This is a genomic window from Nocardioides marinquilinus, from assembly GCF_039543705.1.
Taxonomy (GTDB): domain Bacteria; phylum Actinomycetota; class Actinomycetes; order Propionibacteriales; family Nocardioidaceae; genus Nocardioides; species Nocardioides marinquilinus.
Genome location: NZ_BAABKG010000003.1, coordinates 152,556 through 165,867, shown reverse-complemented (window position 1 = coordinate 165,867; position 13,312 = coordinate 152,556). Strand labels below are relative to the sequence as shown.

The window sequence follows — 13,312 nt, the reverse complement described above, 5'->3', positions numbered from 1 at the left end:
CGGGCCGGCGGGGTGCTGCAGGACAGGCGGTCTCGCCGTCGGGGCGGTCGACCGCGCCGACGACCAGCACGGGGGCGCCGACCGGCAGGATCCACTCGACGTGCACCTCGCCGCCGGGCGTCTGCGCGTTCACCGTCTGCACGTGGGTGTCGACGTCGGCCTGCACCGGCCAGACCTGCACCGACACGACCCCCTTCGTCGGCGACGACGAAGGGGGTCGTCGAGCTGGCGTCGGAGAGCACCCCGACGTAGGGCAGGTCCGACGGCGCGACGGACGGCAGCGTGCGCCGGTCGTGGGAGAACGACAGCGGCAGCCAGCGGGCCGAGGGGACGGTCATCGCCCGGAACCACACGCACGGCTGCCCCGACAGCGGCGCCCGCAGGACGCCGTCCGGTCCGGGGCGCACGGTGGCGGGGGCGAGGGTGACCCGTCCGCCCGACTCGACCGCGCCGGCCAGCGTGGTGCGGAGCCCCTGGCCGAGGTCGGCCAGCAGCACGCCCGGGTCGACCCGCCGTGGCTGCGAGCGCTGCGGGGCGCCGTCCGGCTGCGATGACACCCGCTCAACCTAGGCGCCCTAGGCTGGGCGGGTGAGCACCCGCGCGGCGACCTACGAGGCCGAGGTGACGGCGTGCACCCGGCTCACCCCGCACCTGACGCGCCTCGAGCTCGGCGGCGAAGGGCTGGCCGGCTTCGCCTCCACCGGCGTGCCCGACGAGTGGGTCGGCCTGGTCGTGCCGGGGCAGTTCCAGAGCCGCTACTACACCGTGCGCACGTGGGACGACGCCGCCCGCCGTCTCGTGCTCGACATCGTCGTCCACGACGTCGGCCTGGTCACCGAGTGGGTCACCCGCGGCGACTGCGTCGGCCAGACCTGCGTCGTCACCGAGCCGAAGGGCTCCTTCGCGATGCCGGACGGCGCCGGCTGGCTGCTGCTGGTCGGCGACCTGACCGCGCTGCCGGCCATGGCCCGCATCGCCGAGACCAGCACGGTGCCGACCCGGGTCTGGGCCGAGGTGCCCGACGGGCCGATGCCCGACTACCTGGCCGGCGACGGCCTCGACGGGCTCACCTGGCTCGAGCAGCCCGGCGAGAGCCGCAGCTCGCTCGCCGAGGTGGTCGAGACCATCGCGTGGCCCGAGGGCGAGGGTTACTTCTGGATGGCGGGGGAGTCGGCCCAGATGCGCGCCATCCGCAAGCACCTGATGCGCGAGCGCCGGCTCGCCAGCGAGGCCTACGACGTCATGGGCTACTGGCGCGGCGGGGCGCAGCGGCAGCCGAGGGCCGTCGATCCCGGCCCGATCTGGCGTGCCGGCAAGGCCGCCGGTCACAGCGACGAGCAGATCTGGGCCGACTACGACCGGGCGCAGAACGCATGACCGGGCCCGAGCACCGCAGCGGCTTCGTCTCGCTGGTGGGTCGGCCCAACGCCGGCAAGTCGACGCTGACCAACGCGCTGGTGGGCCAGAAGGTCGTCATCACCAGCGACAAGCCGCAGACGACCCGCTCGGTGGTGCGCGGCATCGTGCACCGTCCCGACGCGCAGCTGATCATGGTCGACACCCCCGGGCTGCACCGGCCGCGCACGCTGCTGGGCGAGCGGCTCAACGACCTCGTGCACGCCACGTGGGCCGAGGTGGACGCCGTCGCGGTGTGCTTCCCGGCCAACGAGCGCATCGGCCCCGGCGACCGGTTCATCACCACCGAGCTGGCCAAGGTGCCGCGCACCACGAAGCTGGCCATCGCCACCAAGACCGACCTCGCCGACCCGGGACGCATCGCCGAGCACCTCGGCGAGATCGCGGCCCTGGGCGCCGAGACCGGCGTCGAGTGGGCCGAGATCGTGCCCGTCTCGGCGGTCTCGGGCGACCAGGTCTCGCTGCTGGCCGACCTGATGGTGGGGCTGCTGCCCGAGGGCCCGCAGCTCTACCCCGACGGCGACCTGACCGACGCCCCCGAGGAGATCCTCGCCGCCGAGCTGATCCGCGAGGCCGCCCTTGACGGCGTCCGTGACGAGCTGCCGCACTCCATCGCCGTCGTCGTCGAGGAGATGGGCCTGCGCGAGGACCGCCCCGACGACCGGCCCCTGCTCGACATCCACGCCAACCTCTACGTGGAGCGCTCCTCGCAGAAGGGCATCGTCATCGGCCGCGGCGGCTCCCGCCTCAAGGACGTCGGCCGCCGCGCCCGCCTGCAGATCGAGGCCCTCCTCGGCGTCCCGGTCTACCTCGACCTCCACGTCAAGATCGCGAAGGACTGGCAGCGCGACCCCCGCCAGCTCCGCAAGCTCGGTCTGTAGCCCGCTCACGAACCGAGCGATCGCTCGGTTCAGGACGCCGATGGGTCGGTCTGGGTGCACGATCCGTGCGATCGCTCGGTTCAGGACGACCCGACCCGACCCGCCCCGACTCGAACCGCCCCCGGCGATCCAGGTCCGCGGCGACGCCACGCACGGGGGCACAGGCGCCCTGACCGAAGCAGGTCGGAACCACACGGCGCACGGAGCGGAGGAGCGCCGGCTTGTCCCGGACCCCTCGCCAGGAAGGATCGCGGCAGCCCTCGAGGCTGGCGCGAGGGGGCGGGACACCGGCGCCCGCAGCGACCATTCAGTCAGGTCAGTCAGGCGCCCAGCACCGGACGAACCGCTGCCCCAGCTCCCACTGGTCGGCGTCGGGGCCCTCGTAGGCGTACTCGTAGTCGAGGGGGTCGTCGGCGACGGCGGCGGCGGCGTCCTCGCAGGGTCCGTCGCCGGCCTCGGCGACGGCCTGGGGGCCGGGGAAGCGCTGGCCGGGGAGGTCGATGACCGAGAAGGCGCGCCAGGTGTGGTCCTCGCCGCAGGGGACGCGCTCGAAGTCGGGGGCGTCGGGGGCGGCGGTGCCGCACATGCCGAAGCGCTCGCGACCCTCGTCGGTGTCGAGGACGCCGTCGAGGGGGCCGCGCACGGGCAGCAGCGACTCGGAGTCGGCGAGCACGACGACGTCGCAGCGGTACCACGCCGCGCCGGCCGCGGCCTGCTCGAGGGTGGGGGTGAACCAGACCGGGCGCAGCACGCTCAGCCGCAGGTCGTCGGGGGAGCCGCCGACGGCGTCGCCGAGCGCGTCGGGGCAGGTCCCGGCGACGTCGTCCTGCACCTGCTGGGAGTCGATGGCGAGCAGGTGGCCGTCGACGAGGTTGTCGACCCGGCCGACCTGGTAGGTCTGCGAGGTGTGCGGACGCCGGCAACGCACCGGCTCGGCGTCGGTCGTGGGGGAGACGGCCTCGTCGAAGTCGAGGTCGTAGCAGGCGTCGACGGCCGGCTCGGGCACCGGCTCGGCGGTGGGCGGCGGCGTCGGGGTGGGGGTCGCGCTGGGCGAGGGCGTGGCCGACGGGGTCGGGTCGTCGGGCGGCGGGTCGTCGCCCGAGCAGCCCGCGAGCGCCACTCCGACGGCGACGAGCAGCGGCAGCAGACCGACCAGGGGACGGCGGGTCACTCGCCGGTCCTCGCCCAGCAGACGGCGCGCCGGTTGCCGCTGGCCCAGTCGACCTCCCCGAACCACGTGTAGCCGAAGTCGAAGGCCACGGGGTAGTTCAGCCACGCCTGCACCGACTTGCGGCAGAAGTCGCGGCTCTGCACCTCCGAGAGCCGGTCGCCGGGGTAGGGGTCGTCGGCCTCGCCGAGCTTGATGGTGGTCACCGCGCGCCAGTCGTGTGCCTCGGTGCAGGGCAGCTTGACCGACCCGGCGACCGTGTTGCCGCGGGCGCAGACCATCCAGCGGTCGTCGGGGCGGCCCTGCAGCAGCCCCTTCGCGGTCTCGGGCAGGCTCACCAGCTCGGTGATCTGCTCGCCACCCCCGACGACGTCGCAGCGGTACCAGCGCGCGCCCTGGTCCCACGCCTCCGGCGAGGGCCGGAACCACGCCCAGCTCAGCACGGTGCGCATGCTGAGGCTCTCGTCGGCGCCGAGGAACTCCCGCAGCATCGTGCCGCAGGTGCGGTAGGCGAACGAGGCCATCTCCTGGGAGTCGTAGTCGGTGTCCTGCAGCTGGTCGGGCAGCTCGCCGACCGCGTAGGTCTGCGCGGTGTGCCGCTTGCCGCAGGGCACCGTCGGCGTCGCGTCGGCGGCGGCCGCGATGTCGTCCTTGTCGAGCAGCCGGCACGCGCCGAGCTCGGGCGACTCGACGGCGTCGACCTGCGCCGGGTCGGAGTCCGGCGGCGGCGCGTCGGGCTCGGGCTCGGAGGCCCCGCACCCGGCCAGGACGGCGCTCAGCACCGTCGTCAGCGCCACGGCGGCGAGCGTGACGCCGAGGCGGCGCGCACGTCGTCCACCCCGGCCGGTCACGCTGCGCGATGCTACCTGCGGCACCTCACCCGGCCGGGTCGCCCCGGCGCGGCCGGTCAGGCGAACGCGCGCTCCAGCAGCTCCTTCTGCTCGGCCAGGTGACGCTTGACCGTGCCGACGGACGGCGAGGACGACTCCGGCCGCGTGACCGGCTCGACCGTGGCGTCGACGCCCGGCCACACGTTCATGGCGTAGTGCGACCAGGCGCCCATGTTGGCCGGCTCGTCCTGCACCCAGCGGACCGCCTTCAGGTGCGGGTAGCGGGCGATCTCGGCCTTGATCTCGGCCTCGGGCCGCGGGTAGAGCTGCTCGACGCGGGCGATCGCGAAGCGGTCGCCGTCCTCGCGCTTGCCGCGCTCGACCGAGAGGTCCCACGTGACCCGGCCCGAGCACAGCAGCAGCGTGTCGACCTTGTCGGGGTCGGCCGCGCCGTCACCGATGAGCGGGCGGAACGTGCCCGAGGTGAAGTCGTCGGGCTGCGAGGCCGCCTCCTTGCGCTTGAGCATCGACTTCGGCGTGAAGACGATCAGCGGCCGGTGCCTCGAGCCCAGCGAGTGGCGGCGCAGCAGGTGGAAGTAGGACGCCGGCGTCGAGGGCTGGGCGACCACGAACGCGTCGTCGGCCGCCATCTGCAGGAACCGCTCGATGCGCGCGGAGGAGTGGTCGGGACCCTGCCCCTCGTAGCCGTGCGGCAGCAGCATGACCACGCCCGACTGCTGGCGCCACTTGGTCTCGCCGGAGGAGATGAACTCGTCGATGACGGTCTGGGCGCCGTTGACGAAGTCGCCGAACTGCGCCTCCCACAGCGTCAGCGCCTCGGGCCGGGCCACCGAGTAGCCGTACTCGAAGCCGAGGGCGGCGTACTCGGAGAGCAGCGAGTCGTAGACGAAGAACTTGGCCTGGTCCTCGGTGAGGTTGGCCAGCGGCGTCCACTCGTCGGCGTTGACGCGGTCGATGATGGTGGCGAAGCGCGAGACGAACGTGCCGCGGCGGCTGTCCTGGCCGGCCAGGCGCACCGGGCGGCCGTCCATCAGCAGCGAGCCGAAGGCGAGGATCTCGCCGGTGCCCCAGTCGATGGGGCCGCTGGTGATGGCGTTGGCGCGACGCTGCAGCTGCGGCATCACCTTCGGGTGCACGGTGAAGCCCTCGGGCGGGGTGACGTAGGCGTCGGCGATGCGCTTGAGGCACTCGCGGCCGATCGCGGTCTCGGCGTCGATGGACGGCTTGTCGGGGTAGTCGGGCACCGTCGTCCAGTCGGAGGGCTGGGACGTCGCCTCCTTGACCTCGGTGAAGACCCGCTCGAGCTGCTGCTGGTAGTCGGCCAGCACCTGCTCGGCCTCCTCGATCGTGATGTCGCCACGACCGATGAGCGACTCGGTGTAGAGCTTGCGCACCGAGCGCTTCTGCTCGATCAGGTCGTACATCAGCGGCTGGGTGTAGGACGGGTCGTCGCCCTCGTTGTGGCCGCGCCGGCGGTAGCAGACCAGGTCGATGACGACGTCCTTGTGGAAGGTCTGCCGGTAGTCGAAGGCCAGCCGCGCGACGCGGATGCACGCCTCGGGGTCGTCGCCGTTGACGTGGAAGATCGGCGCCTGCACCATGCGGGCGACGTCGGTGCAGTAGAGCGAGGAGCGCGAGCTGCCCGGCGAGGTGGTGAACCCGACCTGGTTGTTGACGACGACGTGGATGGTGCCGCCGGTGCGGTAGCCGCGCAGCTGGGAGAGGTTGAGGGTCTCGGCCACGACGCCCTGGCCGGCGAAGGCGGCGTCGCCGTGCACCAGCAGTGGCAGCACCGGGTAGTCGACGCCGCGGTCGAGCACGTCCTGCTTGGCGCGCGCGATGCCCTCGAGCACCGGGTCGACCGCCTCGAGGTGCGAGGGGTTGGCGGCCACCGACACCTTGACGGTGTCGCCCTTCTCGGAGGTGAACTCGCCCTCGGCGCCGAGGTGGTACTTCACGTCGCCGGAGCCCTGGATGGTGCGCGGGTCGATGTTGCCCTCGAACTCGCGGAAGATCTGGCTGTACTTCTTCTGCACGATGTTGGCGAGCACGTTGAGCCGGCCGCGGTGGGCCATGCCGATGGTGACCTCGTCGAGGTCGGCCTCGGCCGCGGCCTCGCAGATCTCGTCGATGACGGGGACGGTGGTCTCGCCGCCCTCGAGGCTGAAGCGCTTCTGGCCGACGAACTTGGTCTGCAGGAAGGTCTCGAACGCCTCGGCCTGGTTGAGCTTGAGCAGGATGCGCAGCTGCTCCTCGCGCGGCGGCTTGGTGTGCGGCTGCTCGACGCGCTGCTGAATCCACCGGCGCTGCTCGGGATCCATGATGTGCATGTACTCGATGCCGGTGGTGCGGCAGTAGGAGTCGCGCAGGATGCCGAGGATCGCGCGCAGCTTCATGAAGCGGCGTCCCTCGCCACCGAAGGAGCCGGTGGCGAACTCGCGGTCGAGGTCCCACAGCGTCAGCCCGTGCGACTCGACCTCGAGGTCGGGGTGGCTGCGCTGGCGGTACTCCAGCGGGTCGGTGTCGGCCATCAGGTGCCCGCGCACCCGGTAGGCGTGGATCAGCTCGAGGATGCGCGCCTGCTTGCTGATCTCGTCGTCGTGGGACGTCGCGATGTCGGCGGCCCAGCGAATCGGCTCGTAGGGGATGCGCAGGGAGCGGAAGATGTCGTCGTAGAAGCCGTCCTCGCCCAGCAGCAGCTGGTGCACGCGCTTGAGGAACTCACCCGACTGCGCACCCTGGATGACGCGGTGGTCGTAGGTCGAGGTGAGCGTCATGGTCTTGCTGATGGCGTTGCGCGCGATGGCCTCGGCCGAGGCGCCCTGCCACTCGGCGGGGTACTCCATGGCGCCGACGCCGATGATGGCGCCCTGGCCCTTCATCAGGCGCGGCACCGAGTGCACCGTGCCGATGCCGCCGGGGTTGGTGAGGCTGATCGTGGTGCCCTGGAAGTCGGCGATGGTGAGCTTGTTGTCGCGCGCCTTGCGCACGACCTCCTCGTAGGCGGTCCAGAAGCCGGCGAAGTCCATCGACTCGGCGGCCTTGATCGAGGGCACGAGCAGCTGGCGCGTGCCGTCGGACTTCTGGACGTCGATCGCCAGGCCCAGGTTCACGTGGGCCGGCCGGATCAGGTTCGGCTTGCCGTCGACCACGTCGTAGCCGACGTTCATCTCGGGCATCGTGCGCAGCGCGCGCACCAGCGCGTAGCCGATGAGGTGGGTGAAGGACACCTTGCCGCCGCGGGCGCGGGCGAGGTGGTTGTTGATGACGGTGCGGTTGTCCCACAGCAGCTTGACCGGCACCGAGCGCACCGAGGTCGCCGTCGGCACGCTGAGCGAGGCGTCCATGTTCTGCGCCGTGCGGGCCGGGGCGCCGCGCAGCACGGTGACGGTGGGCTCGTCGGAAGCCGCGCCGCCGCCCGTGGTGTCGGGCTCCTTCGGCGTCGGGGTGCTGGTGGCCTTGGCGGGCTCGGCGGCCTTGCCGGTCGGCCGCGGCTCGGCCTTCGGTTTCGCGTCGGCCTTCGGCTCGGTCTTCGCCTCGGTCTTCGGGGCGGTCTTGGCCTCGGTCTTCGGCTCGGCCTTCGCCTCAGTCTTCGTCTCGGCCTTCGGCTCCTGCTTCGTCCCGGCCTGCGCCGGGGCGGCCCCGTTGGCCGCGCCGTGGCCGTTGCTCGAGGCGCCGTGGGCGCCGTCGCGGAAGAAGGCCGCCCAGGACTCGTCGACGCTGCCGGGGTCGGCGTCGTACTGCTCGCGCATCATCTCGACCAGCCACTCGTTGGCCCCGAACTCGTCACCGGGCGGCTGCACCCCTGCCGGGCCCGTGGAGGTGGAGGTGCTGGTGGAGGGGCCTGGCGACTGCGGCACGGCTGGTTTCGCCTCTTTCGGGTGCGACGTGGACGATGTGGCGGCGGTGGCACCCGGCAACGCGGCCGGGCACCATCGCCCGGCGCGCGGCTCACGGACCGGGCGACCTGTCCAGGCTAGTCCCACACGCCAGCAAATGCGCGGCCCCGTGGCCCGCGTCATGCACCCTGTTCCCGGTGCCCCCGCCGGCCGACCGGCCCGCGGCGGCGCGTGCCCGAGGAAATCCCGACCAAAACGCTCGAAATACCTGACGACAGCCCGGCGACGAGCCGGGTCCGACGTCCCCGAATCGGAGTGCTGAACGCCCATGCAGCCCCACCGACCACAGCACCCCGGCCGCCCGCACCGTCCGCGCGGCGTCCGTCCCGCGCTCGCGGCCGCGCTCGCCGGCGCGGTGCTCGCGACGTCCGGCTGCTCGGGCGGCCACGACCTGGCCGACCTCGACGGACCGCAGTCCGAGCCCGCCGCGGCCAGCGCGACGCCCGACGCGCAGCCCCCGGCGCTGCCCACCCGCGCCACCGTGCGCAGCGTGGTCGGCGGCCGGCTCGACGAGAGCACCCGCGAACGCCTCAAGTCCCAGGTGACCGGGGTCGTCGACCGCTGGATCGACGCCGCCTACCTCGGCGACTACCCGCGTGCCGACTTCGACGACGCCTTCGCCGTCTTCACCGCGAACGTGCGCGACCAGGCCCGCGGCGACCGGCGGCTGCTGACCAACGCCACCGTCGGCGAGCGCGTGGACGCCGTCCGCGCCACCCGCCGTCGGCTGGTCATCGACGTGCTCGCGGACGGCGACCGCGCCGCCGGCGTGACCGCCCGGTTCAAGCTGGGGCTGCAGCTCACCGGCGAGGTCGAGCGCCGCGAGCGCGTGACGGGCGACCTCTACCTGACCTACCAGCGCGGCGCCTGGCGGGTCTTCGGCTACGACGTGGAGCGGGGGCAGGTGTGAGCGGCGAGACGACCTCGACCACCTCGACGGGTGGGACCGACCGGACCAGGACGACGGTGGCGCGCCTGCGGCGGTGGGCGCGGACGACGGTGCTGGCCGTCGTCCTCGCCACGGTCGGCCTGGTGGTGCCCGACGCCGGGGTGGCCTCCACGCAGGCCGCGCTGGTCAAGGTGCAGCACGCCGGCGGCGTCTCGGTCGGCCCGGACGTCGTGTGGATCCTGGCCGTGGGCTCCGACGCCCGGCCCGGCGAGGACATGCTGCGCGTGCGCGGCGACGCCCTGCAGCTGGTCGGCATGAACACCCGCACCGGCGCGGCGACCTCGATCGGCATCCCGCGCGACTCCTACGTCTCGATCCCCGGCGTCGGGTCGAACCGCATCAACGCCGCCCTCTACTACGGCGGCCCCCAGCTGCTCGGCCGCACGGTCGGCGAGCTGGTCGGCATCGAGCCCGACTACGTCTTCGTCACCCGCTTCCCGTTCTTCGAGGACATGGTCGACGACATCGGCGGCATCACCGTGCGCAACCCGCGCGCCTTCTCCGACGAGAACCTCAAGCCGCTCGGCTTCGAGCAGGGGAGGATCAGGCTCAACGGCTACGGGGCGATGGCGTTCGCGCGCGTGCGCAAGACGCTGCCCGGCGGCGACTTCGACCGCTCGGCCAACCAGCAGATCGTGCTGGCCGGCATCCAGGCGAAGATCGCCGACAACCTCGGCACCCGCGGCTTCGTCGAGAAGGGGGTGCTCTCGGTGATGAAGCACCTGCACACCGACCTCGGCCCGGGTGAGCTGTTCGCGCTGGCGCACGTCGTCGCGAACGTCGACCCGAGGAAGATCACCGGCTGCGTCGTCACCGGCGGCATCGCCACCATCGGCGGAGCGAGCGTCGTGACGCCGAACGTCGCCGACGCCCGCCGCTACGGCCGCGACGCCCGCAAGGACGCCGTCATCTCGCGCTGCTGACGAGCCGGGGCTCACCCCCGCCGCACCGATCCGGCGGCCGGTCCGCTCCGAACCCGAGTCACCGCGCCCGCCTCGGGGCTAGGTTGCGAGCAGTCGGGCAGCAGAGAACGAGGGGGACACGTGGGCTCGGACCTCACGCCGGCGCACTACCGCGCAATGTTCGAGGCGGCGCCGGTCGCGCTGCTCGTCTTCGACGCCGACCTGACGATGGTGCACGCCAACCCGCGCTACCTCGACGCCGTCGGCCTGCGGCTCGACGACATCGCCGGCCGCTACGTCTTCGACGTCTTCCCCGACCCGCCCGACCGGCACGGCCGCAGCCAGGCCGAGGCGCTGCGGCAGGTGATGCGGGCCGCCGTCGACCGTCGTGAGCCCCAGGTGCTCGCCGACTACCCCTACGAGATCCCGCTGCCCGACGGCGGCTTCGACCGCCGGCTGTGGAACGTGACCGAGGTGCCCGTGCTCGGTGACGACGGCGCCGTCGAGCTGGTGCTGCACTACACCGAGGACGTCACCGAGCTCGTCCGCGCCCGCGAGGCGCGCGAGGAGGCGGCGCGGCTGACCGAGACGCTCAACGCCCGGCTCGCCGAGGCCAGCGCCCGCGACCGCTCGGTCGCCTCGGTGCTGCAGCACGCGCTGCTCGCGGACCTGCCCGAGCCCGCGGACGTGCGCCTGCGGGCGGCCTACCGCCCGGCGGCGCACGAGGTCGGCGGCGACTGGTACGACGCCCTCGAGCTCGCCTCCGGCGCGACGTCGGTGATGATCGGCGACGTCGTCGGTCACGACATCGAGGCCGCCGCCGCCATGGGACAGCTGCGCAGCATGCTCCGGACCCTCGCCTGGTCGGACCCCTCGACCCCGGCGGGCGTGCTGACCCGGCTCGAGGAGGCGATGGCCGACCTCGACGTCGACGTCCTGGCCACCGCCGTGCTCGCCACCGTGGACGCCGCCGACGGGTCGGGCGAGCTGGGGGTGACCTACGCCAACGCGGGACACCCGCCCCCGCTGCTCGTGCCCGGTGACGGCGAGGTGCGGCTGCTCGACTCGCCCTCGCCCGACACCCTCCTCGGGGTCGGCGACGGCCGGGGACGCCACGACGCGACCACCGTGCTCGAGCCCGGCGACCAGCTGCTGCTCTACACCGACGGCCTCGTCGAGACCCGCGACAGCAGCATCGACGACCGCCTCGACCGTCTCGTCGACCTCGCCGGGCGGCACCGCCGCGACCCGGCCCGCCTCGAGCGGATCATCGCCGACATGACCGGCGACCACCACGAGGACGACATCGCCGTGATCGTCGTGGAGAACCCGGGCCCCGCCCGCTGATGCCGGCGAGGTCACGACGATCGTCGTGCGGGGGACGGCGGGAGCCGGGCCGTGAGGCCCGGCGCCGAGGGCGCCTCCGGCAGGATTCGAACCTGCGGCACCTGGTACCGGAAACCAGTGCTCTATCCCCTGAGCTACGGAGGCAACGGCCCCGTCGGGCCGAGCCCAGACCCTACCGGCTGATACTCGGCTCAGCTCAACCGGCGCCCGCCGATACCCTGGCCGGGTGACTCCCGCCGATCTCTCCGCCGCCGTCGTGGAGGCCCTCCAGGGCCTCGTCGACGACGGCTCGCTGGCCCTGCCCGACGGCGTCCCGGCGGAGGTCACCATCGAGCGTCCGCGCCAGCAGGGGCACGGCGACTACGCCACCAACGTCGCGATGCAGCTGGCCAAGCGGGCCGGCACCAACCCCCGTGCCCTCGGCGAGCTGCTGGCCGAGCGGTTGCGCGCCCGCGACGGCGTCGAGGCCGTCGAGGTGGCCGGTCCCGGATTCCTCAACCTCACCGTCGCCGCCGGCGCGCAGGGCGAGGTGGCGCGGCAGGTCGTCGCCGCGGGTGCGGCCTACGGGCGCACCGACGTGCTGGCCGGCCAGCGCATCGATGTCGAGTTCATCTCGGCCAACCCCACCGGCCCGCTGCACCTGGGCCACACGCGGTGGGCGGTGATGGGCGACGCGATCGCCCGGGTGCTGGCCTCCGCCGGGGCCGACGTCGTCCGCGAGTTCTACATCAACGACCGCGGCAACCAGATGGACCTCTTCGGCGCCTCGATCGAGGCGCGCGCGCTCGGCCAGGAGGTGCCCGAGGGCGGCTACCAGGGCGACTACGTGCACGACCTCGCGCGCCGGGTCCTCGACGCCCACCCGGGCATCCTCGACCTGCCCGCCGACGAGCGCCGGCTGGCGTTCCGCGAGCGGGGCTACGAGCTGCAGCTGGCCGAGCAGCGCGCCCAGCTCGACGGGTTCAACACCCACTTCGACGTCTGGTTCTCCGAGCGCAGCCTGCACGAGGGCGACGTCGCCACCGGGCTGGAGAAGCTGCGCGCCCAGGGCCACCTCTTCGACGACGACGGTGCGCTGTGGATGCGCACCACCGACTTCGGCGACGACAAGGACCGGGTGCTGATCCGGTCGAACGGCGAGCTCACCTACTTCGCCAGCGACACCGCCTACTACGTCAACAAGCGTGAGCGCGGCTTCGACCGCTGCCTCTACCTGCTCGGTGCCGACCACCACGGCTACGTCGGGCGCCTGAAGGCGATGGCGGCCTGCGCCGGCGACGACCCCGAGCAGACCCTCGACGTCCTGATCGGGCAGCTGGTCAAGATCCTGCAGGACGGCGAGGAGCTGCGGCTGTCGAAGCGGGCCGGCAACATCGTGGCCCTGCAGGAGCTCGTCGACCTGATCGGCGTCGACGCGCTGCGCTACTCGCTGGCGCGCTACCCCTGCGACACGCCGCTGACCCTCGACGTCGCCGAGATCACCAAGGCCTCGAACGACAACCCCGTCTACTACGTGCAGTACGCGCACGCCCGCACCTGCCGGATGACGGCCAACGCGGCCGACCTCGGCATGGTGGCGCCGCAGGGCGACGACTTCGACCCGTCGCTGCTCTCGCACCCGCGCGACGGCGAGCTGCTGCGCGCGCTGGCGGAGTTCCCGGCGGTGGTGGCGAGCGCCGCCGACCTCCGCGAGCCGCACCGGGTGGCGCGCTACCTCGAGGCCACCGCGTCGGTGTTCAACAAGTGGTACGACACCGACGAGTGCCGCATGCTGCCCAAGGGCGACGAGCCGGTGCGCCCGGCCAACCTCGCCCGTCTGCTGCTGGTGGGGGCCGCCCGCACGGTGCTCGCCAACGGCCTCGACCTGCTCGGCGTCTCCGCGCCCGAGCGCATGTGACC

General features: G+C 73.1%; 9 protein-coding genes and 1 tRNA gene. 6 read left to right on the top strand and 4 right to left on the bottom strand.

Annotated features, from left to right (window positions below; all coding sequences use genetic code 11):
* Positions 1 to 588 precede the first annotated feature (588 nt).
* Entirely contained in the window at positions 589 to 1,377 is a 789-nt protein-coding gene (locus ABEA04_RS11830; RefSeq protein WP_345458573.1) for a siderophore-interacting protein, read from the top strand.
* Positions 1,374 to 2,297, top strand: a complete 924-nt coding sequence (gene era, locus ABEA04_RS11825; protein ID WP_345458571.1) for a GTPase Era — start codon at positions 1,374 to 1,376, stop codon at positions 2,295 to 2,297. Before ABEA04_RS11830 ends, era begins: the two co-directional genes overlap by 4 nt.
* Positions 2,298 to 2,613: 316 nt before the next feature.
* Here the strand turns inward: era and ABEA04_RS11820 are convergent, their stop codons facing one another.
* From ABEA04_RS11820 to ABEA04_RS11810, 3 genes are read right to left on the bottom strand one after another with little or no spacing between them, the layout of a single operon-like run.
* On the bottom strand, positions 2,614 to 3,468 hold the full coding sequence (locus ABEA04_RS11820) for a septum formation family protein (RefSeq protein WP_345458569.1): 855 nt from the start codon (positions 3,466 to 3,468) through the stop codon (positions 2,614 to 2,616).
* Positions 3,465 to 4,316 (bottom strand): septum formation family protein, encoded by an 852-nt coding sequence (locus ABEA04_RS11815; protein WP_345458567.1) that lies wholly within the window; start codon positions 4,314 to 4,316, stop codon positions 3,465 to 3,467. Before ABEA04_RS11815 ends, ABEA04_RS11820 begins: the two co-directional genes overlap by 4 nt.
* 56 nt (positions 4,317 to 4,372) lie before the next feature.
* Complete coding sequence (locus ABEA04_RS11810) at positions 4,373 to 8,119, bottom strand: multifunctional oxoglutarate decarboxylase/oxoglutarate dehydrogenase thiamine pyrophosphate-binding subunit/dihydrolipoyllysine-residue succinyltransferase subunit (RefSeq protein ID WP_345460318.1); 3,747 nt, start codon at positions 8,117 to 8,119, stop codon at positions 4,373 to 4,375.
* 364 nt (positions 8,120 to 8,483) lie between these two features.
* Between ABEA04_RS11810 and ABEA04_RS11805 the strand changes: the two genes are divergently transcribed.
* The 3 genes from ABEA04_RS11805 to ABEA04_RS11795 all read left to right on the top strand — a co-directional run bounded on the left by ABEA04_RS11805 (position 8,484) and on the right by ABEA04_RS11795 (position 11,413).
* Positions 8,484 to 9,125, top strand: coding sequence for a hypothetical protein (locus tag ABEA04_RS11805; protein ID WP_345458565.1), 642 nt, complete (start codon positions 8,484 to 8,486; stop codon positions 9,123 to 9,125).
* Positions 9,126 to 9,181: 56 nt separating this feature from the next.
* Entirely contained in the window at positions 9,182 to 10,087 is a 906-nt protein-coding gene (locus tag ABEA04_RS11800) for an LCP family protein (protein WP_345458563.1), read from the top strand.
* Positions 10,088 to 10,207: 120 nt separating this feature from the next.
* Positions 10,208 to 11,413: a PP2C family protein-serine/threonine phosphatase gene (locus ABEA04_RS11795; protein ID WP_345458561.1), complete on the top strand. Its 1,206-nt coding sequence runs from the start codon at positions 10,208 to 10,210 to the stop codon at positions 11,411 to 11,413.
* Between the two features lie 71 nt (positions 11,414 to 11,484).
* On the opposite strand, the gene ABEA04_RS11790 is transcribed toward ABEA04_RS11795, so the two are convergent.
* Positions 11,485 to 11,557: transfer RNA gene (locus ABEA04_RS11790), tRNA-Arg, on the bottom strand.
* Positions 11,558 to 11,639: 82 nt separating this feature from the next.
* Here ABEA04_RS11790 and argS point away from each other — a divergent pair.
* Entirely contained in the window at positions 11,640 to 13,310 is a 1,671-nt protein-coding gene (argS, locus tag ABEA04_RS11785; RefSeq protein ID WP_345458559.1) for an arginine--tRNA ligase, read from the top strand.
* Positions 13,311 to 13,312 lie beyond the last annotated feature (2 nt).

What these genes read in the sequence shown, in the direction of transcription:
- era (WP_345458571.1), top strand. Translation starts at nt 1,374, where the DNA reads ATGACCGGGCCCGAGCACCGCAGCGGCTTCGTCTCGCTGGTGGGTCGG.
- ABEA04_RS11805 (WP_345458565.1), top strand. Translation starts at nt 8,484, where the DNA reads ATGCAGCCCCACCGACCACAGCACCCCGGCCGCCCGCACCGTCCGCGC.